The sequence below is a fragment of the Synechococcus sp. CCAP 1479/9 genome, from assembly GCF_019038535.1.
Lineage (GTDB): Bacteria > Cyanobacteriota > Cyanobacteriia > PCC-6307 > Cyanobiaceae > Cyanobium.
In genome coordinates, this window is record NZ_JAFKRK010000024.1 from 221567 (window position 1) to 244390 (window position 22824).

At 70.2% G+C, this 22824-nt stretch carries 23 protein-coding genes and 1 tRNA gene; 19 read left to right on the forward strand and 5 right to left on the reverse strand.

The features are described from left to right. Positions 1-4 precede the first annotated feature (4 nt). Positions 5-2146, reverse strand: coding sequence for a molecular chaperone DnaK (dnaK, locus tag KUG38_RS10685; protein WP_216921210.1), 2142 nt, complete (start codon positions 2144-2146; stop codon positions 5-7). A 124-nt stretch (positions 2147-2270) separates the two neighbouring features. On the opposite strand from dnaK, the gene pstC reads away from it, so the two are divergent. Genes pstC through pstB form a run of 3 tightly spaced genes read left to right on the forward strand, consistent with a single transcriptional unit; the run spans position 2271 to position 5043 of the window. After that, positions 2271-3224, forward strand: coding sequence for a phosphate ABC transporter permease subunit PstC (pstC, locus tag KUG38_RS10690; protein ID WP_216921212.1), 954 nt, complete (start codon positions 2271-2273; stop codon positions 3222-3224). Between the two features lie 50 nt (positions 3225-3274). Then, on the forward strand, positions 3275-4183 hold the full coding sequence (pstA, locus tag KUG38_RS10695; protein WP_216921214.1) for a phosphate ABC transporter permease PstA: 909 nt from the start codon (positions 3275-3277) through the stop codon (positions 4181-4183). A 50-nt stretch (positions 4184-4233) separates the two neighbouring features. Then, positions 4234-5043 (forward strand): phosphate ABC transporter ATP-binding protein PstB, encoded by an 810-nt coding sequence (gene pstB / locus KUG38_RS10700; RefSeq protein WP_216921216.1) that lies wholly within the window; start codon positions 4234-4236, stop codon positions 5041-5043. A 136-nt stretch (positions 5044-5179) separates the two neighbouring features. On the opposite strand, the gene KUG38_RS10705 is transcribed toward pstB, so the two are convergent. Then, positions 5180-5266, reverse strand: a tRNA-Ser gene (locus tag KUG38_RS10705). A gap of 95 nt (positions 5267-5361) precedes the next feature. Between KUG38_RS10705 and KUG38_RS10710 the strand changes: the two genes are divergently transcribed. The 11 genes from KUG38_RS10710 to KUG38_RS10760 all read left to right on the forward strand — a co-directional run bounded on the left by KUG38_RS10710 (position 5362) and on the right by KUG38_RS10760 (position 15181). Next, a complete protein-coding gene (locus KUG38_RS10710; RefSeq protein ID WP_216921217.1) occupies positions 5362-5730 on the forward strand; it encodes a 2Fe-2S iron-sulfur cluster-binding protein in 369 nt (122 codons plus the stop codon). Next, on the forward strand, positions 5727-6641 hold the full coding sequence (locus tag KUG38_RS10715; protein ID WP_216921219.1) for an inositol monophosphatase family protein: 915 nt from the start codon (positions 5727-5729) through the stop codon (positions 6639-6641). Before KUG38_RS10710 ends, KUG38_RS10715 begins: the two co-directional genes overlap by 4 nt. A gap of 40 nt (positions 6642-6681) precedes the next feature. Further along, positions 6682-7869 (forward strand): ATP phosphoribosyltransferase regulatory subunit, encoded by a 1188-nt coding sequence (locus KUG38_RS10720; RefSeq protein WP_216921221.1) that lies wholly within the window; start codon positions 6682-6684, stop codon positions 7867-7869. Positions 7870-7896: 27 nt separating this feature from the next. Continuing rightward, on the forward strand, positions 7897-8124 hold the full coding sequence (locus tag KUG38_RS10725) for a ferredoxin family protein (RefSeq protein ID WP_015108256.1): 228 nt from the start codon (positions 7897-7899) through the stop codon (positions 8122-8124). An 88-nt stretch (positions 8125-8212) separates the two neighbouring features. After that, positions 8213-10132, forward strand: a complete 1920-nt coding sequence (gene htpG, locus KUG38_RS10730) for a molecular chaperone HtpG (protein WP_216921223.1) — start codon at positions 8213-8215, stop codon at positions 10130-10132. A gap of 83 nt (positions 10133-10215) precedes the next feature. Next, positions 10216-11598 carry an extracellular solute-binding protein gene (locus KUG38_RS10735; RefSeq protein WP_216921224.1) on the forward strand — a complete coding sequence of 461 codons (1383 nt, stop codon included), beginning with the start codon at positions 10216-10218 and terminating at the stop codon, positions 11596-11598. Continuing rightward, positions 11595-12482, forward strand: a complete 888-nt coding sequence (locus tag KUG38_RS10740; RefSeq protein WP_216921227.1) for a carbohydrate ABC transporter permease — start codon at positions 11595-11597, stop codon at positions 12480-12482. The genes KUG38_RS10735 and KUG38_RS10740 overlap by 4 nt, the downstream gene beginning before the upstream one ends. After that, positions 12479-13273 carry a carbohydrate ABC transporter permease gene (locus KUG38_RS10745; protein ID WP_216921230.1) on the forward strand — a complete coding sequence of 265 codons (795 nt, stop codon included), beginning with the start codon at positions 12479-12481 and terminating at the stop codon, positions 13271-13273. Before KUG38_RS10740 ends, KUG38_RS10745 begins: the two co-directional genes overlap by 4 nt. After that, positions 13270-14280 carry an ABC transporter ATP-binding protein gene (locus KUG38_RS10750; RefSeq protein WP_216921233.1) on the forward strand — a complete coding sequence of 337 codons (1011 nt, stop codon included), beginning with the start codon at positions 13270-13272 and terminating at the stop codon, positions 14278-14280. The genes KUG38_RS10745 and KUG38_RS10750 overlap by 4 nt, the downstream gene beginning before the upstream one ends. Positions 14281-14328: 48 nt before the next feature. Next, complete coding sequence (gene rpmB, locus KUG38_RS10755; RefSeq protein ID WP_015108262.1) at positions 14329-14565, forward strand: 50S ribosomal protein L28; 237 nt, start codon at positions 14329-14331, stop codon at positions 14563-14565. Positions 14566-14611: 46 nt separating this feature from the next. Further along, the gene (locus tag KUG38_RS10760) at positions 14612-15181 is read left to right on the forward strand and encodes a peroxiredoxin (RefSeq protein ID WP_216921236.1); all 570 of its coding nucleotides are present in this window, start codon (positions 14612-14614) and stop codon (positions 15179-15181) included. Between the two features lie 4 nt (positions 15182-15185). On the opposite strand, the gene csaB is transcribed toward KUG38_RS10760, so the two are convergent. Next, positions 15186-16217: a polysaccharide pyruvyl transferase CsaB gene (csaB, locus tag KUG38_RS10765; RefSeq protein WP_216921239.1), complete on the reverse strand. Its 1032-nt coding sequence runs from the start codon at positions 16215-16217 to the stop codon at positions 15186-15188. Positions 16218-16272: 55 nt separating this feature from the next. Here csaB and KUG38_RS10770 point away from each other — a divergent pair, with 55 nt between their 5' ends. Genes KUG38_RS10770 through psaK form a run of 3 tightly spaced genes read left to right on the forward strand, consistent with a single transcriptional unit; the run spans position 16273 to position 17259 of the window. After that, positions 16273-16590, forward strand: coding sequence for a DUF2499 domain-containing protein (locus KUG38_RS10770; protein WP_216921242.1), 318 nt, complete (start codon positions 16273-16275; stop codon positions 16588-16590). Further along, positions 16587-16946, forward strand: coding sequence for a DUF3593 domain-containing protein (locus tag KUG38_RS10775; RefSeq protein ID WP_216921245.1), 360 nt, complete (start codon positions 16587-16589; stop codon positions 16944-16946). The genes KUG38_RS10770 and KUG38_RS10775 overlap by 4 nt, the downstream gene beginning before the upstream one ends. 55 nt (positions 16947-17001) lie before the next feature. Next, complete coding sequence (gene psaK / locus KUG38_RS10780; protein WP_015108267.1) at positions 17002-17259, forward strand: photosystem I reaction center subunit PsaK; 258 nt, start codon at positions 17002-17004, stop codon at positions 17257-17259. A 4-nt stretch (positions 17260-17263) separates the two neighbouring features. Here psaK and KUG38_RS10785 read toward each other — a convergent pair whose 3' ends face one another. Next, on the reverse strand, positions 17264-18499 hold the full coding sequence (locus KUG38_RS10785) for an NAD(P)/FAD-dependent oxidoreductase (protein ID WP_216921247.1): 1236 nt from the start codon (positions 18497-18499) through the stop codon (positions 17264-17266). After that, entirely contained in the window at positions 18489-20408 is a 1920-nt protein-coding gene (gene dxs / locus KUG38_RS10790) for a 1-deoxy-D-xylulose-5-phosphate synthase (RefSeq protein ID WP_216921250.1), read from the reverse strand. The genes KUG38_RS10785 and dxs overlap by 11 nt, the downstream gene beginning before the upstream one ends. A gap of 96 nt (positions 20409-20504) precedes the next feature. On the opposite strand from dxs, the gene ilvA reads away from it, so the two are divergent. Together ilvA and scpB are read left to right on the forward strand one after the other, a co-directional pair. Next, on the forward strand, positions 20505-22112 hold the full coding sequence (gene ilvA / locus KUG38_RS10795; protein WP_216921253.1) for a threonine ammonia-lyase, biosynthetic: 1608 nt from the start codon (positions 20505-20507) through the stop codon (positions 22110-22112). Positions 22113-22153: 41 nt separating this feature from the next. Next, positions 22154-22783, forward strand: a complete 630-nt coding sequence (gene scpB / locus KUG38_RS10800) for an SMC-Scp complex subunit ScpB (RefSeq protein ID WP_216921255.1) — start codon at positions 22154-22156, stop codon at positions 22781-22783. Positions 22784-22824: the final 41 nt, after the last annotated feature.

Below are 22824 nucleotides of genomic sequence, written 5' to 3' on the forward strand. Positions count from 1 at the left end.
ACCCTCAGCCGTCGGCCCAGGGATCGTCCTGGTCGTAGCGGCCGCCGCGGCGTGGGCGATGCCGTTCGCCGGAGGGCTCACGGTCGTAGGACTCCTGACGATCCCAGGAGCGTCCGTTGTCCCAGCGGCGGGAGTCGTCGTCGTAGCCGGCCTCCCGCTCGGCGAAACGGCCGAGGGGGTAGGGATCCCGCTGCAGCGGCCGGGGCGGGCTCGACCAGGGGTCGGAGCGGCCCGATCCGCCCCAGTCGTCCCAGTCGTCGTCGGAGAAGAGTTCGTCCTTGAGGGACCCCAGGGTGTTCTTGAGCCCCTGGAGCGGGCCGCTCTCCGCCCGCCGTTCCCCCAGCAGGCGCCTGTTGAGGCCGAACAGGGCCTCCTGCAGCTGGCTCACGGCCAGCTCGAGGTCGGCGGGGTCCTCCTGGGCCAGCACATCCTGCACATCGCGCAGGGACAGCTCCACGGCGCGCTGCTGGCGGTCGGCACCGGCGGGGCCCAGCTCCAGAGCGGCATCCCGCAGCCGCCGCTCGGCCTGGGCCACCAGGGTCTGGGCGCGGTTGCGGCGGTCGACGACGGCCCGCTTGCGGCGATCCTCCACCGACTTGCGTTCCGCCTCCTCTAGCAGCTTGTTGATCTCCTCCTCGCTGAGGTTCGAGCCCCCCTGGATCGAGACGCTCTGCTGGCGCCCGGTGGTGCGGTCGGTGGCGGACACCTGCAGCAGGCCGTTGGCATCAATGTCGAAGGACACCTGCACCTGGGGTACGCCGCGGGGGGCCGGCGGGATGCCGGAGAGGCGGAAGCGGCCGAGGGACTTGTTGTCGGCGGCCATCTGCCGCTCCCCCTGCAGCACATGGATCTCCACCGACGACTGATTGGCCTCGGAGGTGCTGAACAGATCCGACTTGCGCACCGGAATCGGGGTGTTGCGGGGAATCAGCACCTTCATCACCCCGCCGATCGTCTCCAGGCCGAGGGAGAGGGGGGTGACGTCGTTGAGCATCAGGTCGCGCAGTTCGCCGGTGAGGATGCCGGCCTGCACCGCCGCGCCGATCGCCACCACCTCGTCGGGGTTGACCGACTGGCAGGGCTCCCGCGGAATCAGGGTGCGCACCATCTCCTGCACCATCGGCATGCGGGTGGAACCGCCCACCAGCACGACATCGTCGATGGCGTCAGCACTCAGGCCCGAATCCCGCAGGGCCCGCTGGACCGGGCGCAGTAGCCGGTCGAGCAGGTCGGGGCAGAGGCCTTCGAACGTGCCCCGCTCCAGGGTGGTCTCGATGTGGAGGGGGCCGTCGGGTCCGGTGGCGATGAAGGGCAACGACAGCGGCGTGCTCTGCACGCCTGAGAGCTCCTGTTTGGCCTTCTCGGCAGCCTCGGTGAGCCGCTGCAGGGCCTGGCGGTCGCGGCGCAGGTCGATGCTGTGCTCGGCAAGGAAGGCCTCGGCCACCCAGTCGACGATGCGGCGGTCCCAGTCATTGCCGCCCAGCTGGGTGTCGCCGCTGGTGGCCATCACGTCGAAGACGCCGTTGGCGATGCGCAGCACGGAGACGTCGAAGGTGCCGCCGCCAAGGTCGAACACCAGCACCCGCTTGACCGTGCTGCGATCGAAGCCATAGGCCAGCGCGGCGGCGGTGGGTTCGTTGAGGATCCGCTCCACCGTGATGCCCGCCAGGCGACCGGCGTCGCGGGTGGCCTGGCGCTGGGCATCGTTGAAGTAGGCCGGCACCGTGATCACCGCCGCCTCCACGGCCTCGCCCAGGTAGGTGGTGGCGTCATCGACCAGCTTGCGCAGGATCGAGGCCACCAGCTCCTCGGGGGCGTACTCCCGCTCCGTGGCCGGGCAGATCACGCGGACGTTGCCCTGGTCGTTGGCCCGCACGCTGTAGGGGACCCCCAGACTGCCCTCGTCGAGTTCGTCCCAGCTGCGGCCGACGAAGCGCTTGAGGTTGGCGAAGGTGTTGCGGGGATTGAGCACCAGCTGGCGCCGGGCCAGCTGGCCCACCAGCAGCTCCTGGTCACGGCTGAACCCCACCACCGAAGGGGTGGTGCGCCCCCCTTCCGCATTGGCAATGACCTGGGGCCTGCCGCCTTCGAGCACGGCCACCACCGAATTGGTGGTGCCCAGATCGATACCGACGATGCGCCCCATGGAAGTCCTGATGGCGGCCCAACGCTACCGGAGCCTGTCGACCGTTAAACCGAGCTTAAACGGGCCGACTGAAACTCGTGCTGAGATCAGGTGCAACGTCCATGCCGACCGGCATCATTGCTGCATGAGGAGCACCCCCTCCACCGACGCGTTCACCCTCAGACGGCGGCCACCCCAGGAGAAGCTGGTCGACATCGGCTTCCGCCAGCTCACCCTGGTGCTGGCCGCTTCGGTGGGGATCGTCCTTGTGGCGATCTTCGTGACGGTGTTCAGCGGCGCCAGGGAGGCCATGGCCACCTTCGGCCTCAAGTTCCTGACCACCTCCGCCTGGGACCCGGTCAACGAGGACTACGGGGCCCTGATCGCCATCTACGGCACCCTCGTCACCTCGATCCTCTCCCTGCTCATCGCCGTGCCCATCGGCCTGGGAACGGCGATTTTCATCACCGAGGACCTGCTCCCCCGCAGCCTCAGGGATCTGATCGGCCTCATGGTGGAACTGCTCGCCGCCATTCCCTCGGTGGTGCTCGGTCTGTGGGCGATCTTCGTGATGGAGCCGGCGATCCGCCCGTTTCTCTCCCTCCTGCACAGCAAGCTCGGCTGGATGCCGTTCTTCGCCACCGCACCCCAGGGTCCCGGCACGGCTCCGGCGATCCTGATCCTGGTGGTGATGGTGCTGCCGATCATCACGGCCATCTCCCGTGATGCCCTCAACCAGGTGCCGATCGAGCTGCGCCAGGGGGCCTACGGGGTGGGCACCACCCGCTGGGGGGCCATCTTCAACGTCATCCTGCCGGCCGCCGTCTCTTCGATCATGGGCGGTGTGATGCTCTCCCTCGGCCGGGCCATGGGCGAGACCATGGCGGTGACGATGATCATCGGCAACTCCCTCAACTTCAGCGTTTCCCTCCTGGCTCCGGGGAACACCATTTCCTCGATGCTGGCGAACCAGTTCGGTGAGGCGGATGGCATCCAGGTTTCGGCCCTGATGTACGCCGCCGTCGTGCTGATGATCCTCACCTTCGTCGTCAACGTGATGGCCCAGTGGATCGTGCGGCGCCTCAGCCTGCGCTACTGAGCCGAAACCCTTCCGATCCCACCCACCCCCGTTCACGACGTTCCCTGGCCATGTCCGTCTCGACTCCGCCGACGACCCGTCACTTCACGGAACGGCTCACCCTCCACTACGACCCGTCCCTGAAGCGCAACCGCTTCAACCAGATCGCCACCGCCATCGCCGGGTTCTTCGCGGTGGTCGCGGTGATCCCCCTGTTCCTGGTGATCTTCTATGTGCTGTTTCAGGGGGGGCGGCTGCTCAGCCTGCGGCTGCTGACCGAACTGCCCCCGGCCCCCGGCCTTGAAGGCGGTGGCATCGGCAACGCCATCCTCGGCACCATCGTGGTGACCCTGATCGCCTCCCTGATCGCCATTCCGGTGGGGGTGGGGGGCGGTGTCTACCTCTCCGAGTACGCCCAGAACGGCTGGTTTTCCCGCTTCGTTCGCTTCGGCAACGACGTGCTGGCCGGGGTGCCCTCGATCATCTGCGGCGTGTTCATCTATTCCCTGATCGTCGCCACCCGGATCTTCTTCGACCAGAGCTTCAGCGCCATGGCCGGCGGCATCGCCCTCTCGGTGCTGATGCTTCCCACCGTGATCAAGACCACCTACGAGGGCCTGCTGCTGGTGCCGCAGGAACTGCGCTGGGGGGCCTACGGCGTCGGCGCCTCCCGCTTCGTGACCATCACCAGGATCACCCTGCCGGCTGCCTTCACCCCCATCGCCACCGGGGTGGTGCTGGGGATCGCCCGGGCCGCCGGCGAAACGGCTCCGCTGATCTTCACCGCCCTCTTCTCGCCCTTCTGGCCCGAGGGGCTGTTCAATCCGATCGCCACCATGTCGGTGCTGATCTTCAACTTCGCGATCATGCCCTATGAGGCCCAGAACGAGCTGGCCTGGGCCGCCTCCTTCGTGCTGGTGATCATGATTCTCGGTGCCAACCTGCTGGCCCGCTGGATCAGCCGGGTCTCGCGCACCTGACGTCCTCCCTTTCCCCATCCCCTCCGGCTCCGTCTCACCCCACCCCTGACATGACTGCTTCCCCTTCCTCCACCGTGGCCAGCGACGTCTGCATGTCCCTGCAGGACGTCACCATCTCCTACGGCAGCTTCGAGGCGGTCAAGAACGTCTACATGGATCTGCCCAAGGGCAAGGTGACCGCCTTCATCGGCCCGTCGGGCTGCGGCAAGAGCACGGTGCTGCGGGCCCTCAACCGCATGAATGACCTGATTCCAGGCTGCACCCTCAAGGGCCGGGTGATCTTCGATCAGCACGATCTCTACGACAGGCGGGTGGATCCGGTGGAAGTGAGACGGCGCATCGGCATGGTCTTCCAGAAGCCCAATCCCTTCCCCAAGTCGATCTACGAGAACATCGCCTTCGGTGCCCGGATCAACGGCTACAAAGGCGACATGGACGAACTGGTGGAGCGTTCCCTGCGCAAGGCGGCCGTCTGGGACGAGTGCAAGGACAAACTCAAGGAAAGCGGTTTCTCCCTCTCCGGCGGCCAGCAGCAACGCCTCTGCATCGCCCGGGCCATCGCCACCGAACCGGAGGTGATCCTGATGGATGAGCCCTGTTCGGCCCTCGATCCGATCTCGACCCTCAAGATCGAGGAGACGATGCACGAACTGAAGCGCAGCTACACGATCATGATCGTCACCCACAACATGCAGCAGGCGGTGCGTGTCGCCGACATGACCGCCTTTTTCAATGCCGAGGCCGTCGAAGGTGGTACCGGCAAGGTGGGCTATCTGGTGGAATTCAACGAAACCGAGAACATCTTCAACTCCCCCAGCCAGCAGTCGACCCTCGACTACGTCAGCGGACGCTTCGGCTGAACCCCATCCGGGGCGGCGTCATCAGCAATCCAACCCAGACATCCCGCTCACTGACAGAGCTGGCGGGATTGTTCTGTGTCAACTCCTGTAGCGAACGGCGAAAAAAAAGCCGGTCCTGGGGACCGGCTTCATCAAACGGAGAGGGAGGGATTCGAACCCTCGATAGAGTTGCCCCTATACAGCATTTCCAGTGCTGCGCCTTCGACCACTCGGCCACCTCTCCAGCGGCGAAATGGGGCAGATGGCAATGTAGCAGGGGCTCCACCTGGCCTCCTCGCCCTCCCTTCCGCCGCGCCCCGTCCCTCCGTCCAGCGCCCCATGACCCGCACCCACCCGATCACGGTCCACTGGCGACAGGCCAACCGTGTCATCCGCCTCGACGTCCCGGAAGGGGAGTACATCCTGCGCAGCTTCGAGGCCCAGGGGGAGCCGCTGCCCTTCAGCTGCCGCAACGGCTGCTGCACCGCCTGCGCCGTGCGGGTGCTGGATGGACGCATCGACCAGCGGGAGGCCCTCGGCCTCTCCAAGCAGCTGCGTGAGGAGGGTTACGGCCTGCTGTGTGTGGCCCGGGCCACCGGCCCACTGGAGGTGGAGACCCAGGACGAGGACGAGGTCTACGACCGCCAGTTCGGCCGTTTCTTCGGCCGCGGTCTGGTGCGTCCCGGCCTGCCCCTGGACGACGAATGAGCTCCCTCTGCCAACGGGCCCTGGAGGGGTCGGGCCTGGATGCTCCCGAGCTGGAGCGGCTGCTTGAGGTGGCCCGCGAGGCCGCCGAAGCCGGGGGCCGTGAACTCCGGCGCCACTTCGGCCGGCTGGAGCAGGTGAAGGAGAAGGGCATGGCGGGCAACCTGGTCACCGAGGCGGATCTGGCGGCCGAGGCGGCCGTCCTGGCGGTGCTGGCGGCCGGAAGCCCCACCGTGGCCGTGCTGGCGGAGGAAAGTGGCCAGCTCGCGGGCCAGGGCGACCTGCTCTGGTGCGTCGACCCCCTCGACGGCACCACCAACTACGCCCACGGCTTCCCGTTCTTCGGCACCTCCGTGGGGCTGAGCTGGCGGGGCCTGCCCCTGCTCGGTGCCCTGGAGGTGCCGGTGCTGGAGGAGCACTACTGGGCCGCCCCGGGCCGGGGGGCCTGGTGCAACGGCCGCCGGCTGAGCGTCAGTGACTGCGGCGCCCTGGCCGACTCCCTGCTCGCCACCGGGTTCTCGTACGACCGGGTGCGGCGCCTCGACAACAACTACGCCGAATTCGCCTGGTTCACCCACCGCAGCCATGGGGTGCGACGGGCGGGGGCGGCGGCGGTCGATCTGGCCTTCGTCGCCGCCGGCCGGGTCGATGGCTACTGGGAGCGGGGCCTCTCCCCCTGGGACCTGGTGGCCGGCGTGGTGCTGGTGGAGGAGGCCGGCGGGAAGGTCTGCGCCTATGACGGCGGTCCGCTCGACCTGGCCGACGGCCGGGTGATCGCCTGCACCCCCGCCCTGCGTCAGCCCCTGATCGAGGGGCTGGCCCAGTGCCGTCCCCTCACCGGGGCCAGCTTCGGTGCCCCGGAACTGGATGCCACCGCCGGAGACCCGGCCGGCGGCGCAGCCGACGCTCCATAGGATCCGCCCTCACTCACCCACCGCCCGAGCCTTCCCCTCCATGGCCCTCCAACCTGCCGCCGGCGCCCGGGACCTCAACCCGGGTCAGGTTGACAGCAACCGGCGACTCTGCGACCTGCTGGCCACGGTGTACCGCCTCTGGGGGTACCAGGAGGTGGCACCGCCCACGATCGAGCGGCTCGACACCCTCGAAGCCGGCGGCGCGATCGCCGAACGGGAACTCGTGCGGCTGGCGGCCGATGAGCCCCTCGGCCTGCGGCCGGAGCTGACCGCTCCGATCGCCCGGGCCGCCAGCACCCGCATGCTCGGCCGCCCCCGCCCCCTGCGGCTCTGGGCCAGCGGCACCACCTTCCGCAGCTTCATCGGCGACGGCGGTGGCCAGCGGATCAGCGAACAGCTGCAGAGCGGTGTTGAACTGCTCGGCGAGCCCTCCCCCGCCGCCGACACGGAACTGCTGCATCTGCTGCTGGCCGCCGTGGCGACCCTGGGGCTTGCCTCCGAGCACCGCCCCACCCTGCTGGTGGGCCACCACGGCCTGCTCAGCGCCCTGCTGAGCCAGGTGCCGGCGCAGCAGCGCTCCGCGGCGCGCCATGCCCTCACCGACTTCGATCCCCTCGCCCTCGCCGCCCTCTCCCTGCCCGACAGCCAGCGCCAGCGGCTGATGGCCCTGATCGGCCTGCGGGGTGAGCCGGTGCGGGTGCTCTACCAGCTGGAGCAGTGGCTCGGACCGGTGCCGCTGCTGGAGTCCCTCGCCGCCACCCTGGCCAGCGTCCAGGAGCCGGCGGCCGCCCTGGGGGTGCGGGTGCAGCTGGATCCCACCTTCCAGCCCCACTTCGATCTCTACGACGGGCTGGTGTTCAAGCTTGTCTGCCAGGGCGCCGACGCCCCTGTCGCGATCGCCAGCGGCGGGCGCTACGACGGCCTGGTGGGCCGCTTCTGCAGCGACACCGCCCAGGCGGCCGGCACCGGCTTCGGCTTCGACGTGGAAGCCATCCGTGACCTGCTCGATTCGGCGAGCACCTCAGCGGCCGCCGCGGAGGCGCCCGGTCCGTGGCTGGTGGCCAGCGCCAGTGCCGCCGGGCTCGGGGCGGCGCTGCGTCGCATGGCGGAACTGCACGGCGCCGGCGAAGCCGCCGAACTCTGCACCCAGCCCTGCGCCGACCAGGCGGCGGCGGACCAGCTGGCGGCGGAACGGGGCTGCCGCGGTGCCCAGTGGCTGGCTGCCTAGGATCCGGCCGCTCGCTCTTTCGCGTCGATGGCCCATTCGATCGTCACCAACGTCTGTGAGGGCGTGGCCGACTGCGTCGACGCCTGCCCGGTGGCCTGCATCCACCCCGGAGCGGGTGCGAACAGCAAGGGCACGGCCTTCTACTGGATCGACTTCGACACCTGCATCGACTGCGGCATCTGCCTGCAGGTGTGCCCGGTGGCAGGGGCGATCCTGCCCGAGGAGCGGCCCGACCTGCAGAAGCCCGGCGGCTGACGTCCCCCTGGTTCGGGGACCCCACCCTCACCGGTCTTGAGCCGCCGGGCACCCCCACCTAGGTTCAGGGCGATTCTTCTCTTTCGCCATGACGGTGCTGGAACAGGGCCAGATTCAGATCCACACCGAGAACATCTTCCCGATCATCAAGAAGGCCGTCTATTCCGGCCATGAGGTGTTCCTGCGGGAGCTGGTGAGCAACGGCGTCGATGCCATCAGCAAGCGGCGCATGGCCGCCATGGCCGGCGACTGCAGTGAGGGGGTCGAAGGAACGATCTCCATCCGCATCGACCGGGAGGCGAAGACCCTCACCATCAGTGACAACGGCATCGGCATGACCGCCGATGAGGTGAAGCGCTACATCAACCAGGTGGCCTTCTCCAGCGCCGAAGACTTCCTCGAGAAATACAAGAGCGAAAGCGACGCCATCATCGGCCACTTCGGCCTGGGCTTCTATTCCAGCTTCATGGTGGCCGCCCGGGTGGAGCTGGTCAGCCTCAGCGCCAGGCCGGAGGCCGAGGCGGTGCGCTGGAGCTGTGACGGCTCGCCCAACTTCAGTCTCGAAGGGGCGGAACGGTCCGAACCCGGCACTGACGTGATCCTGCATCTCATGGAGGAGGAGCTGGAGTACATCGAGCCCTCCAGAATCCGCACCCTCATCACCACCTACTGCGATTTCCTGCCGGTGGCGGTGCAGCTGGACGGCGAAACCGTCAACAAGCGGGAGGCTCCCTGGCGCAAGAGCCCCCGGGATCTGGGCGACGACGACTACATCGCCCTCTACCGCTATCTCTACCCCTTCCAGGGGGATCCCCTGCTCTGGGTGCACCTCAGCACCGACTACCCCTACAACCTGCAGGGCATCCTCTACTTCCCCAGGATCACCGGCCGGGCCGACTGGGAGAAGGGGGAGATCCGCCTCTACTGCAACCAGGTGTTCGTCAGCGATTCGATCAAGGAGGTGGTGCCCCGCTACCTGCTGCCCCTGCGCGGCGTGATCGATTCGCCCGACATCCCGCTCAACGTGAGCCGCAGTGCCCTCCAGACCGACCGCCGGGTGCGCTCGATCGGTGGCTTCGTGGCCAAGAAGGTGGGCGACCGGCTCAAGGAACTGCACCGCGACGAACCGGCCCGCTACGCCGAGATCTGGGATTCCCTGGCCCCCTTCATCAAGATCGGCGCCATGGAGGACGACAAGTTCGCCGACCAGGTGGCCGACCTGATCCTGTACGGCACCACCGCGGCGGCCGCCGAGCCGCCGGCGGAGGCTGAGGGCGAGGTGGCCCCCGATCCCGTCGCCACCGACGGGCGCACCTACACCACCCTGGCCGGCTACCGCGGCCGGCTGCCGGCCGACAACGCCACCCGCATCCTCTATTGCACCGATGAGGCCGGTCAGGCCGGGGCCCTGGCCCTCTGGAAGGGGCAGGGGGCCGAGGTGCTGCTGGCCGACACCCTGATCGATTCCCAGTTCATCCCCTGGCTGGAGGCCCGCCATGGGGACCTCCGCTTCCAGCGGGTCGACGCCGAACTCGATGACAGCCTGCATGAGCCGGAGAGCGAGCTGGCGGACGCCGACGGCGTCGACAACGGCGAGAAGCTGCGGGGCCTGTTCAAGGCCGCCCTCGCCAACGACAAGGTCACCGTCCAGGTGCAGTCACTGAAGGGGGAGGGCTCCCCGGCCGCCCTGATCCTGCTGCCGGAGCAGATGCGCCGCCTCAATGACATGGGCGCCCTGATGGAGCAGCGGCTGCCGGGCCTGCCCGAGCATCACGTGCTGCTGGTCAACCGCCGCCATCCCCTTGTGGAGGGCCTGCTGAAGCTGTCCTCCGGTGCCGTGATCACCGGCGCCGGCAGCTCCCCCAGCCTCCAGCTCGCCGAGGATCTCAGCCGCCACGTCTACGAGATGGCACGCCTGGCCGTGGGGGGCCTGGAGCCCAACCAGCTGGCCGGCTTCCAGCAGCGCAGTGCCGACCTGATGGGACAGCTGATGCAGCGCGGCCTCTGAGGCCGGAGCCGGCGGGGCCACCGGAGGTCCACCGGGTGCCCGCCCCTGCGGAGCGGCCACCCCAGGCCGCCTAACCTGCCCCCATGGCCGCCCGCCCCCACCTCTCCAGCCTGCGGCGGTGGCGGTCGCTTCCGAGGCTGCTGACGACGGGCCTGCTGGCCCTGGTGTCGGCGACGGCGCTGCTGCTGCTGCTGCCCGGCTCAGGGCTTTCCAGCACCGGGCTCTCGAGCCCCCCGGTGTCGACGGCCGAACCCGTGACGGTGCGGGTGCTGATGCCCGCCCCCCTGGCCGACGCGGTGGCCGCTCCCGTGGCCCAGTTCAACGCCAGCGGTGCCGGGGTGGCCCTGGAGGTGATCCGCGGCCCCCTGGACACCGAGACCATCTCCGATCTGGCCACCGGCAGCCTGCTGCTGGGGGAGGCCCCCTTCGACCTGCTGCTGGTGGATGTCAGCTGGCTGGCCCGCTATGTGGCCGCCGGCTGGTTCGAGCCCCTGGAGCGCTGGTTCGGGCCGGAGGTGCTGGCGGCGATGGAGCCCGGCGCCCGCCTGGGCAATGGCCTCGACGGCCACCTCTGGCGCATGCCCCTCACCGGCGACACCGGCCTGCTCTACTGGCGCACCGATCTGATGGAGCGCCCCCCGCGCGACACCGAGGAGCTGGTGGCGATCTCCCAGGACCTGCAGCGCCGCGGCAGGGTCCGCTGGGGCTACCTCTGGCAGGGGCGCCAGTACGAGGGGCTGAGCTGCGTGATGGTGGAGGTGTTGCACGGCTTCGGTGCCCGCTGGTGGAACGGCTCCACCGCGCGCACGGAGCTGGACAGTCCGGAGGCCGTGGCGGCGGCAAGGTGGCTGGCGGCACTGCTGCAGGACGGGGTGAGCCCACAGGCGGTGGCCAGCTACGCCGAGAACGACGCCCTGCAGTCCTTCGCCGCCGGTGACGCCGCCTTCCTGCGCAACTGGCCCTACGCCTGGCGGGAGATCGAGAAGGGCGGGGGGCCGGTGAAGGGCAAGGTGGGCGTCACGGCGATGGTGGGGGCCCCCGGTGAGCAGGGGGGTGGCACCCTGGGCACCTGGGGCCTCTCCCTGATCAAGGGCAGCCCCCATCCGGAGGAGGCGGTGGCGGCGATCCGCTGGCTCACCGGTCCGGTCGTGCAGCGCCAGCTCGCCATCGAGCAGGGCTATGCCCCCACCTGGAGCACGCTCTATGACGATCCCGACCTGCAGCGCCGTGCCCCGCTGCTGACGGTGCAGCGCCAGGCCCTGCAGCATCCCCAGCTGCGGCCACCCACACCGGCCTATGCCCAGCTCAGCGATCTGCTGGCCCGGCAGGTGAACGGCATGCTCACCGGCCAGGGGGGCCCCAGCCCGACCATGGCCGCCGCCCAGCGCCAGAGCCTCCAGGTGCTGCGCTCGCTGGCGGGACCGGCGGGCGACACTGCAGACGGCCGCCCTGCCGTGGACCGATGAAAGCCCGCACGGCCAGCCTGCTGCTGATGGCGCCCGCCCTGCTGCTGCTGGCGGCGGTGTTCGTCTACCCCCTGCTGCGCTACGGCTGGCTGAGCTTCCAGGCCAGTTCGGTGCTCACCGGGCTGGTGCCGGTGCCGAACGGGGGCGCCAACTGGGGGCGGCTGCTCGATGACGCCCGCTTCTGGGCGGATGCGTTCCAGACCCTGCGCTTCGCCGTCTGCTCGGTGGCGCTGGAACTGGCCGGGGGCCTGGGGCTGGCCCTGCTGCTGCATCGCCCCCTTCGGGGCCGGGGGACCCTCAGGGCCCTGACCCTGCTCCCCTGGGCCCTGCCCACCACCGTGATGGCCCTGGGCTGGCGCTGGATCCTCAACGATCCCCATGGCCCCCTCAACGCCGCCATCCGCTCCCTCGGCGGCAGCAGCTACGGCTTCCTTTCCACCCCGGCCACCACCTGGTTCTTCGTGGTCCTGGCGGACGTCTGGAAGACCCTGCCGTTCGTGGCCCTGCTGCTCCTGGCCGGACTCCAGACCATTCCCGAGGATCTGGAGGAGGCCCTGCGGCTGGAGGGCGCCGGCCGTCTGCAGATCCTGCGCCGCCTGACCCTGCCGCTGCTGGTGCCCTACCTCACCCTGGCCCTGCTGTTCCGGCTGGCCCAGGCCCTGGGGGTGTTCGACCTGATCCAGGTGCTCAGCGGCGGCGGGCCGGCCGGCAGCACCGAGAGCCTGGCCCTTTACGCCTACCTCAATGCCATGCGCTTCCTCGACTTCGGCTATGCCGCCACGGTGATGCTGGCCACCTTCCTGCTGCTGCTGGTGCTGCTCGGCGGCGGCTGGCTGCTGTGGCGGCGGGGTGATCTCCAGGGCCGCCGGGAGCGGGCCGCATGAGGCTGCTGGTGCTGCTCTGGAGCCTGGGGCCGCTGCTCTGGCAGCTGCGCACCTCCCTGCTGCGCCCTGAGGCCCTGGTCGCGCCGCTGCTGGAGGGGAACCCCTGGACCCTGGCCAACTACCAGCTGGTGCTCTCCGGCGACCCGCCCTTCTGGCGCTACCTGGGCAACAGCACCCTGGTGGCCCTGGCCACCACCCTGCTCACCCTGCTGCTGGCGGTGCCCTGTGCCTATGGGCTGCAGCAGCAGCGCGGCCTGCTGCGCTGGGGCGTCGGCCTGGGACTGGTGGGGGCGGCGATGTTCCCCACTGTGCTGCTGTTCCTGGCACTGCTGGAGATCGCCCGAAGCTTCGGCCTGGCCAATGACCTGCTGGCCCTGAGCCTGCCCTACGCGGGCCTGTCGCTGCCGCTGGCGGTGCTGCTGCTGCGGGCCGCCTTCGCCGACCTTCCCGTCGAGCTGGAGGACGCCGCCCGGCTGGAGGGCCTCGACCTCGGCCAGCGGCTGCGGCACGTGCTGCTGCCCCTGCTGGGGCCGGCCCTGGCCAGCACGGGCATCCTGGTGTTCCTGGCCAGCTGGAACGAGTACGCCATCGCCCTCACCTGGATCAGCCGCAACGACTTGCTCACCCTGCCGATCGCCATCGCCCGGATCGGTGGCGGCTCGGTGTTCACCATCCCCTACGGCGCCTTCGCCGCCGCCACAGTGCTGGGCAGCCTGCCCCTGCTGCTGCTGGTGCTGGTGGCCCAGCGGCCGATCGTGTCGGGACTCACCCGCGGCGCGGTGAAGGGATGAACACATCTATCCGAGCCGGTCTGGAGCTGCGCCAGCTGTGCCGGGAGGTGGGGGGGCGCCGGCTGCTGGACCGCCTCGACCTGACCGTTGCCCCCGGCGAATGCCTCGCCCTGCTCGGGCCGAGCGGCTGCGGCAAGTCCACCACCCTGCGCCTGGTGGCGGGGCTGGATCCCGCCAGTGCGGGCCAGGTGCTCCTCGACGGCCAGGACCTGGGCGCCCTCAGCCCGGGCGAACGCCAGGTGGCGATGGTGTTCCAGAGCTATGCCCTCTACCCCCACCTGAGCGTGGAGGGCAACCTGGAACTGGGGCTGAAGGTGCGCGGGGTGGCCGCCGCCGAGCGCCAGCGGCGCCTCGGGGCCGTGCTCGAGATGCTGCAGCTCGAGGAGCTGCGACAGCGCCGGCCCGCCCAGCTGTCCGGTGGTCAGCGCCAGCGGGTGGCCCTGGCCCGGGCCCTGCTGCGCCAGCCGCGGATCATGCTGCTGGATGAGCCGATGAGCAACCTCGACGCCCAGCTGCGGGAGGAGCTGCGACCGGAACTGCGGCGGCTGCTGTGCGGGCGGGAGCAGCCGGTGATCTACGTCACCCATGACCAGCAGGAGGCCCTGGGCATGGCCGACCGCATCGCCCTGCTCGACGCCGGCCGGCTGCAGCAGGTGGGCAGTCCGCGGGAGCTCTATGCCGACCCGGCCAACCGCTTCGTGGCCTGCTTCCTGGGGCGGCCGGCGATCAACCTGCTGGCGATCGCGCCCGGGCGCCAGCTGGGCCTGCGGCCCGAGCACCTGCACCTGGCCGAGGATGGGCCGGTGGCGGCCCGGCTGCTGCGGCGCGAATGGTGGGGCCACCAGCAGCTTCTCTGGCTCGACAGCCGCTGGGGTCCCCTGCGGGTGCTCTGCGACCCCGAGGTGGCGCTGCCGGCGGAACCGCGCCTGGGCTGGCAGCGGCAGCACGAACTCTGGTTCGACCCCCTCAGCGGCGCCAGACTCCATGGTCAGGGGCCCGTTTGGTAGTCTCGGAGGCTGGCTCAGGCCTGCATCGTCCACCGTCGTCTCATCGTCATGTCCCGGGTCTGTCAGCTCACCGGCAAGCGCGCCAACAACGGCATGGCCGTCAGCCATTCCCACGTGCGCACCAAGAAGCTGCAGCAGGTGAATCTGCAGGAGCGGCGCCTGTGGTGGGCCGAGGGCAACCGCTTCGTGAAGCTGCGCGTGTCCACCCGCGCCCTCAAGACGATCCAGAAGAAGGGTCTCGGCGCCTATGCCAAGGAGCTCGGCGTCAATCTGGCCAAGATCTGATCGCCCGGCCGGCCCCGCTAGGGTCCGGCCCTGATGAAGCCTGGTTGTGGACCGTCGCACGTTTCTGGGGGGATCCCTGCTGGCCGCCCTCAGCCTTCTGATCCGGCCGGCACGGGCCTGGGCCATGGGCGGCACCCTGCCGGAGATCGGCCAGCCAGCCCCAGCCTTCGACCTCGACGGGGTCGCACCGTCCGCCAATGGCAGCGTCGTGCCGACGCACCTGAGCCAGGCGGACTTCCGGGGCCGCTGGCTGGCCCTGTACTTCTATCCCAAGGACTTCACCAGCGGCTGCACCCTGGAAGCCCGCGGCTTCCAGAGGGACCTGGAGGGATTCCATGCCCGCAACGCCGAAGTGATAGGGGTGAGTGCCGATGACCCGGAGGCGCACCTGTCGTTCTGCGGCAGCGAGGGTCTGGCCTACCCGCTGCTGTCGGATGCGGGCGGGGCCACCAGCCGTCGCTACGGCTCCTGGCTGGCGCCGTTCTCGGCGCGTCACACGTTTCTGATCGATCCGGACGGGGTGCTGCGGGCCAGCTGGGTGGCGGTGCGACCGTCCGGCCACAGCCAGGAGGTGCTCGCCGAACTGGTCCGCCTTCAGGGGGAGACACCGGCCTGAGCCGTCAGCCCTTGAGGGTGTCCAGCACCGCCCGGTGCACCTGGCTCTCCTGACGCAGGGCGGCGATGCCGGCCCGATCCGGTGGCTGGTCGAGCACGGCGGCCCAGCTCTGCTGCATGCCTGGGGGGGTCGGAGCCTCCAGGTCGTGGCAGGGGCAGCCGATGCCGGCGGCCGCGGCGGCCACCTTGGGGTCGTAGCTGAGGGCAGCGCAGGGGCTGCCCGCCAGCGCCGCCAGGATCAGGCCGTGCAGCCGCATGGCCAGCACCAGGCCCGCCTGGGCGAACGCGTCCATGGCCTCCTGAGGGGTCCCGGCCTCCAGCTCCCGGCTGCGGGCGGCGAGGGCCGGCCCCACCAGACCCTGCCGGCTGAGAGCGGCCAGCAGACCCCGGTCCTGGTCCTGGTGGAAGGGCAGCCAGAGCACCTCCCGGTCGGCGGCCACCGCCAGCCCCTCGAGGGCCTGCAGGTAGGGCCGCCAGGCAGCGGCATCGAGCTGGCGCACCGGCCGGAAGCAGACCACGATCGGCCCGCCCCTGCCGTTCCAGACCCTGGCGGAGAGGGCCCAGACCGGATCACTGCCGACACTGGCCCCCGCGCCCCATTCCCTCGCCTGCGCTGCGGAGGCCGGGTCCCGCCAGCTGATCGCCGTGGCCAGGGGCAGCAACCCCCGCACCAGCAGCCGGCTGCGGCGGCGACGCAGGGGGCCCAGCCCCTGGCCCCAGAGGAGGACGGGCTTGCCCCGGGTCCGGGCCGCCAGCATCAGGGCGCCGTAGTACAGGAGGCTGCGGAAGCTGGTGGCGTCCTGGAGCAGGCTGCCGCCGCCGAGCACCAGGGCGTCGCAGCGGCCCAGGGCGGCAAGGACCCCCTTCAGGTGGCGACGGTCGGTGGTCTCGACCCCGAATCGCTCCCGCACCAGGTCCTGGTCATGGGCCGTGACCAGGGGACGGCAACCGGCCGGCAGCTGACCCAGCAGCACCTCCAGCAGGGCATCGTCACCGAGGTTGTGCTCTCCGTAATAGCCGCAGATCAGAGCACGCATCCGACGCAGCGGTGGTTCCGGCTCCGTACATTACGGATCGCACCAGGCCCCGCCCATGCACGCGCTGTCGCTGCCCACCTGGTGGATCCACATCACCTCGGTGCTGGAGTGGATGCTGGCGATCCTGGCCGTGCAGTCCTTCGGCAGCCGGCGGCGGGAGGGGGGCTGGCGCTGGCTGGCCCTGGCGATGGTGCCGGCGCTGGTGAGCGCCATGGCCGCCTGCACCTGGCATCTGTTCGACAACAGCGAGGCCCTCAAGGGCCTGGTGGTGCTGCAGGCCGGCCTCACCGCCGTTGGCAACGGGGCGATGGCCCTGGCCGCCTGGAACCTGCTGCGTCAGCAGCGGCTCTCCCCGGAGGACGAAGCCTCGTGACCCTGCCACTGGCCGCCTGGTTCCAGGGCCTCGGCGCCATCGACCCGGCCCCGTTCTTCGTGCTCTCCCTGCTCCCCTACCTGGCCTTCCTGTGGTGGGCCCGCCAGGTGCGGGCCTTCCCAAGGCTGGCGCTGCGGGGATTCCAGCTGACGCTGCTGTTCGTGGCGGTCACGATCGCCGCCGCGGTGGTGGCCCAGCAGGTCTACGGCCGGCAGCTGGCGGACGTCGATCCCCTGCACGGCGGTGCCGAAGCCTTCCTGACCCTCAGCAACCTGGTGGTCCTGCTGGGGTTCCGGCTGCTCCCTTCGGAACCCCCGGCGGCGGGTTCAGCCGGCACCCAGGTCAACAAGTCTTAAGTGGGCGGGGCACAGGTCGCCCTGACCCGGAAGATGGGGCGTCGGCAAGTGCATCATGATCGCTCCTCTCCTGGCCATGGCTCCCGCTTCGATCAGCTGGTCCCCGAAGGTGGCCCTGGTCATGATCGTCTGCAACGTCATCGCCATCGCCATCGGCAAGGCCACCATCCAGCAGCAGAACGTCGGCCTCAAGCTGCCCAGCGACAACTTCTTCGGCGGCTTCAGCCACGGCGCCATGCTCGGCACCACCAGCCTGGGTCACATCCTGGGCATGGGAGCGATCCTGGGTCTGGCCTCCCGCGGCGTCCTCTGAGCTTTCAGCGCCAGCCGAGCAGGTACGGCATCGCCCTGAGGCCGTACCGCTCGAACCGATAGCCGAACAGCAGGGCTGAGAGATCCTCCGCCCTGCGGCTCTCCAGCCCCCGCAGCACCTGGTCCAGACGGCCATCGGCCCCGGGGCCGTGCAGGCCGAGCCACGTGCGCCGGGCCAGCCGGCCGCTGAGCGACCAGCGCCACCCCAGGGCACGTCGCAGCCGGGGCGCGTAGTCCCGCAGGGCCCGCTCCGCCCGCATCGAAGAACGCCCCGGGGCCGTAAGGGCCCGCTCCAGCAGAGGTGCCAGCACGGCGCTGCTGGTGAGGGCGTGGCGGATCCCTTCGCCGCCGAGCAGGTTGGCGGTGCTGACCGCATCGCCCAGCCCCACCAGCCGGCCCCGCTGATGGGGCTCCCGGCGCCTGATCGTGCTGCGCACCAGGCCGCCATGGCGGTCGAGCACCTCAAAGGGCTCGCCCTCCGCCAGCAGCCGGCGGCCCAGGTCGGCAATCAGACCGCCCAGGGGCGGCTGGCGCCGCTGGCCATCCACCAGCCGGCAGACACCGAGCTTGAGCACCCCGGGCTGCATCGGAAAGATCCAGCCGTAGCCCTGGGGCACCCAGTCGCTGCCCAGGCAGAAGCTGAGCCGGTCGGCCCAGCGCTCCCAGCAGGAGGGGGACACCCGCAGCAGCCATTCGAGGCCGGCGGCCCGCACCAGCCCATCGCGACGGTGGCCCGTCACCGGCGGATCCCCCAGCAGGGCCCGCTCGTGGCCGCTGGCATCCACGGTCCAGTCACTGAGGACCTCAAGCGTGCTGCCATCGGAGCGGCGCAGCAGGGTCACCATCCGCTCGCCCTCCTGGCGACTGGAGCAGGCGTGCACACCAAGGTGCACCCGCCCGCCCCAGCGACGGCACTGCTCGGCCTGCCAGCGGCGCAGGGCACCGAAATCCAGCACCACCCCGAGGGGGTGCGGAGAAGCCCAGCTCCGGGTGGCGGGTCCGGGTCCGATCAGTTGCCATTGCCGCCAGCGGCTGCCCACCACCTCCGCCGGCAGGCCCAGGCTGGTCATGGTCTCGATCGGCAGGGCGGCGCTGCTGAAGGCCGAGCGGGTCAGGTCGTCGAGCCGGTCGACCAGAACCACATCCACCCCCTGGAGGGCCAGACGCCGGGCCAGGTCACCGCCGGACGGTCCGGCCCCCACCACCAGCACCTGGCAGCGAAGGGACGACTCAGACGGCAAGGGCGGTGGGAACGGTGGCGCGGAAGACGGGCCCGAAGCGCTCGAGGATGCGATCGGCCATCTGGGAAGGGGTCAGCCCCAGCTTCTCCTTGCTCTGGTCGGGGCTGGCGTGGTCCACCAGGACGTCCGGGATGCCGATGCGCAGCACCGGGACGGGCAGATCGTGGTCGTTGAGGGATTCCACCACGGCGGCGCCGAAGCCACCGGGCAGGGCCCCCTCCTCCATCGTCACGACCCGGCCGATGCGGCGGGCCAGGGGCAGGATCAGGGCCTCGTCGAGGGGCCGCAGGAAACGGGCATTGACCACCGCCGCCCGCAGGCCCTTCTCCTGCAGCAGACCGGCGGTGGCCATCGCCGGCGCCACCATGGCGCCGTAGGCCACGATCAGCACGTCATCGCCGTCGGTGAGCAGCTCACCGCGGCCGATCTCCAGGGGTTGCCAGCCCTCGTCCATCAGCGGCACCCCTTCCCCTTCGCCGCGGGGAATCCGGATGGCACAGGGGCCGTCGTGGGCGATCGAGGTGACGAGCATGCGCTGCAGTTCGGCCTCGTCCTTCGGGGCCATCACCGTGAAATTGGGCACGGCCCGCAGGTAGCTGATGTCGTACTGGCCCTGGTGGGTGGGGCCGTCGGCGCCGACGATGCCGGCCCGGTCGAGCACGAAGGTGACCGGCAGCTTCTGGATGCCCACGTCGTGGATGAGCTGGTCGTAGGCCCGCTGCAGGAAGGTGCTGTAGATCGCCACCACCGGCCGCAGGCCCTCACAGGCCATGCCGGCCGCCATGGTGACGGCGTGCTGCTCGGCGATGCCGACGTCGAAGTACTGCTGGGGCAGGGCTTTCTCCAGCAGGTCCAGACCCGTGCCGGTGGCCATGGCGGCGGTGATGCCCACCACCCGGGAATCCTGCTCGCAGATCTTGACCAGCGTCTGGCCGAACACCTTGCTCCAGCTGGGGGGCTTGGGCTTGCTGGAGGGGTAGGCCTTGCCGGTGGCCAGGTCGAAGGCCGACTGGGCGTGGTAGCCGACCTGGTCGGCCTCGGCGTAGGGGTACCCCTTGCCCTTGGTGGTAGCCACGTGCACCAGCACCGGGCCCTCGCAGCGGTGGGCCGCCTGGAAGGTGCGCACCATCTCGGGGATGTCGTGGCCGTCGATCGGGCCCACGTAGGTGAAGCCCAGCTCCTCGAACACGGCCCCCACCTTGGGCACCGCCAGCCGCTTCATGCTCTCTTTGAGGGTCTTGAGCTCGGTGGGCAGCTCCCCGTGCAGGAAGGGCAGGTGTTTCACCGCCTCCTCGGCGCTGCCAGAGAGGAACTGCACCGGCTTGCTGAGCCGCATGCGGTTGAGGTGGGTGGAGAGGGCCCCCACCGGCGGTGAGATCGACATGTCGTTGTCGTTCAGCACCACCAGCAGCTTGGTACGCGGCAGGTGGCCCGCATGGTTGATCGCCTCCAGGGCCATGCCGCCGGTGAGGGCGCCGTCACCGATCACGGCGACGCATTTGAAGTCCTCACCGCGACGATCCCGGGCCAGGGCCATGCCCAGGGCGGCCGAGATGCTGGTGGAGGCGTGGCCGGCGCCGAAGTGGTCGTAGCGGCTCTCGCTGCGCTTGAGGTAACCCGCCACGCCGCCCTGCTGGCGGAGGGTGTGGAAATCCTTGTAACGGCCCGTCACCAGCTTGTGGGGATAGGCCTGGTGACCCACGTCCCAAACCACCCGGTCGTGCTCCAGGTCGAGGGTTTGATACAGGGCGAGGGTGAGTTCCACGACCCCCAGGCCCGGACCCAGGTGCCCGCCGCTGGTGGCCACCACCTCCAGGTGCTTCTCGCGGATCTGGCGAGCCATGGCCTCGAGTTCTGCGGTGCTCAGGCCGTGCAGCTGATTCGGATGGCTCAGCTCGCTCAGATGCATGCCCTTCCTTGCTTCCAGGTGGCCAATCTACGGGGTTCGCCCCGACGCACGGCGACGGACGCCACCGTTCCGGGGTCGGGTTGCGACACTGGTGCGATGACCACGGCCGACGACGACGCCTTTCCCGGGGCGACCGCCTACCTGCAGCGGATCCTGCGGGCCCGGGTGTACGACGTGGCGATCGAGTCCCCCCTCGATCCCGCCCCCAACCTCTCCCGCCGACTCCACAACCAGGTGCTGCTGAAACGGGAGGATCTCCAACCCGTGTTCAGCTTCAAGCTGCGCGGCGCCTACAACAAGATGGCGGGCCTGGAGCGCGCCGAGCTCGACCGGGGGGTGATCGCCGCCAGCGCCGGCAACCATGCCCAGGGGGTGGCCCTGGCGGCCCAACGGCTGGGCTGCACCGCCGTGATCGTGATGCCGGTCACGACGCCGGAGATGAAGGTGCGGTCGGTGGCGGCCCGGGGGGCCGAGGTGGTGCTCCACGGCGACACCTACGACGAGGCCTGTGAGGAAGCGCACCGCCTCCAGCGCCAGCGCGGACTCACCTTCATCCATCCCTTCGACGATCCGGACGTGATCGCCGGCCAGGGCACGATCGCCCTGGAGATCCTGCGCCAGTGCTCCGATCCCCCCGATGCCATCTACGTGGCGGTGGGCGGCGGCGGCCTGATCGCGGGGATCGGCGCCTACGTCAAGAGCCTCTGGCCCCGGGTGGAGGTGATCGGGGTGGAGCCGAGTGATGCCGACGCCATGACCCGCTCGCTGGCGGCGGGGGAGCGGGTGCGGCTGGAGCAGGTGGGCCTGTTCGCCGACGGGGTGGCCGTGCGTCAGGTGGGCGAGCACACCTTCGCCCTGGCCCAGCGCTGCGTCGATCGGATGGTCACGGTGGACACCGATGAGATCTGCGCCGCCATCAAGGACGTCTTCGAGGACACCCGCTCGATCCTGGAACCGGCCGGCGCCCTGTCGGTGGCCGGGATGAAGAAGGACGTGGCCCAGCGGCAGCTCCGGGACCGCACCCTGGTGGCGGTGGCCTGCGGCGCCAACATGAACTTCGACCGGCTGGCCTTCGTGGCCGAGCGGGCCGAACTGGGGGAGGAGCGCGAAGCCCTGCTGGCGGTCGAGATCCCGGAGAAGCCCGGCAGCCTGGCCCGCTTCTGCGCCGTCCTCGGCCAGCGCAGCCTCACCGAGTTCAGCTACCGCCTCGCCGATCCCCAGCTGGCCCACATCTTCGTGGGGGTGCAGATCAGCGGCCACCAGGACACCCGCCAACTCATGGCCGCCCTGGAGTCCCAGGGGTTCCCCTGTCTCGACCTGAGCGGCGACGAGCTGGCCAAGCTCCACCTCTGCCACATGGTGGGCGGACGGCTGCCGGCCAGTGCGGGGGCGGCCCTGAACCAGGGAGAGGAGCGGCTGTATCGCTTCGTGTTTCCGGAGCGGCCCGGAGCCCTGATGGCCTTCGTGAACGCCCTGCACCCCAACTGGAACATCAGCATCTTTCACTACCGCAACCACGGCGCCGACGTGGGCCGCATCGTGGTCGGGGTGCAGGTGCCTCCGGAGGAGCTGGAGGCGTGGCAGGCCTTCCTCGCTGATCTCCCCTACCAGCACTGGGAGGAGACCGGCAATCCGGCCTACCGGCTGTTCCTGGGTGAGGTGGGACGGCCCCTTCCCAGTCCGGGCGGGCTGGTGGGGGTCTGAGGCCTGCGATACGTTGCCGCCACGCCGTGCCGGACGTCCCCATGGCTGAACCCGACCCACTGCCTTCTGAAGGAAAGCCCTCTGAAGGAAAGCCTCCTGAAGGCGCGCCCTCCGCGGCGGCCACCCCGGGCCTGTCCCTGCCGGCCCGGCTTGAGGCGATTCTCTATCTCAAGGGTCGGCCCCTGGAACTGGCTGAGCTGGCCGCCATCGCCGGCATCGACCGGGACGAGACCGAGCTGGCCCTGATCACCCTGATGGCCGACTACGCCCATCGCGACACCGCCCTGGAAATCCACCAGGAGGGCCAGCACTACGCCCTGCAGCTGCGCGCCGGCCTGGGGGACCTGGTCCAGAACCTGCTGCCGGTGGACCTCTCGGTCGCCGCCCTGAGGACCCTGGCCACCATCGCCCTCAAGAAGCGCCTGCTGCAGTCGGAGCTGGTGGAGCTGCGGGGCTCAGGGGCCTACGACCACATCAGGGAGCTGCTGGCCCAGGACTTCATCGAGCGCCGCCGCCAGAGCGACGGCCGCTCCTACTGGCTGAGCCTGAGCGAGAAGTTCCACCGCACCTTCTCCCTGAAGGCCGATGATCTGGCTGCCCTGGGCTCACGGCTGGCGGCCGCCGAGACGGCCGGAACCCCGCCGCCGCCCGACGAAGAGGCGGATCCATAGAGTTGGCCCACGAGTTGGCGCAAGCCTGCAGCCCCTTCCCC

Bases quoted from the DNA above. Each gene is read 5' to 3' on its own strand.
- KUG38_RS10720 (WP_216921221.1), top strand. From the start codon at position 6,682: ATGGCCCTCCAACCTGCCGCCGGCGCCCGGGACCTCAACCCGGGTCAG.
- psaK (WP_015108267.1), top strand. From the start codon at position 17,002: ATGATCGCTCCTCTCCTGGCCATGGCTCCCGCTTCGATCAGCTGGTCC.
- ilvA (WP_216921253.1), top strand. From the start codon at position 20,505: ATGACCACGGCCGACGACGACGCCTTTCCCGGGGCGACCGCCTACCTG.
- KUG38_RS10735 (WP_216921224.1), top strand. From the start codon at position 10,216: ATGGCCGCCCGCCCCCACCTCTCCAGCCTGCGGCGGTGGCGGTCGCTT.
- KUG38_RS10770 (WP_216921242.1), top strand. From the start codon at position 16,273: ATGCACGCGCTGTCGCTGCCCACCTGGTGGATCCACATCACCTCGGTG.
- KUG38_RS10740 (WP_216921227.1), top strand. From the start codon at position 11,595: ATGAAAGCCCGCACGGCCAGCCTGCTGCTGATGGCGCCCGCCCTGCTG.
- pstC (WP_216921212.1), top strand. From the start codon at position 2,271: ATGAGGAGCACCCCCTCCACCGACGCGTTCACCCTCAGACGGCGGCCA.
- KUG38_RS10715 (WP_216921219.1), top strand. From the start codon at position 5,727: ATGAGCTCCCTCTGCCAACGGGCCCTGGAGGGGTCGGGCCTGGATGCT.
- csaB (WP_216921239.1), bottom strand. From the start codon at position 16,217: ATGCGTGCTCTGATCTGCGGCTATTACGGAGAGCACAACCTCGGTGAC.
- KUG38_RS10710 (WP_216921217.1), top strand. From the start codon at position 5,362: ATGACCCGCACCCACCCGATCACGGTCCACTGGCGACAGGCCAACCGT.
- scpB (WP_216921255.1), top strand. From the start codon at position 22,154: ATGGCTGAACCCGACCCACTGCCTTCTGAAGGAAAGCCCTCTGAAGGA.
- dnaK (WP_216921210.1), bottom strand. From the start codon at position 2,146: ATGGGGCGCATCGTCGGTATCGATCTGGGCACCACCAATTCGGTGGTG.
- KUG38_RS10750 (WP_216921233.1), top strand. From the start codon at position 13,270: ATGAACACATCTATCCGAGCCGGTCTGGAGCTGCGCCAGCTGTGCCGG.
- htpG (WP_216921223.1), top strand. From the start codon at position 8,213: ATGACGGTGCTGGAACAGGGCCAGATTCAGATCCACACCGAGAACATC.
- KUG38_RS10745 (WP_216921230.1), top strand. From the start codon at position 12,479: ATGAGGCTGCTGGTGCTGCTCTGGAGCCTGGGGCCGCTGCTCTGGCAG.
- rpmB (WP_015108262.1), top strand. From the start codon at position 14,329: ATGTCCCGGGTCTGTCAGCTCACCGGCAAGCGCGCCAACAACGGCATG.
- pstA (WP_216921214.1), top strand. From the start codon at position 3,275: ATGTCCGTCTCGACTCCGCCGACGACCCGTCACTTCACGGAACGGCTC.
- dxs (WP_216921250.1), bottom strand. From the start codon at position 20,408: ATGCATCTGAGCGAGCTGAGCCATCCGAATCAGCTGCACGGCCTGAGC.
- KUG38_RS10725 (WP_015108256.1), top strand. From the start codon at position 7,897: ATGGCCCATTCGATCGTCACCAACGTCTGTGAGGGCGTGGCCGACTGC.
- pstB (WP_216921216.1), top strand. From the start codon at position 4,234: ATGACTGCTTCCCCTTCCTCCACCGTGGCCAGCGACGTCTGCATGTCC.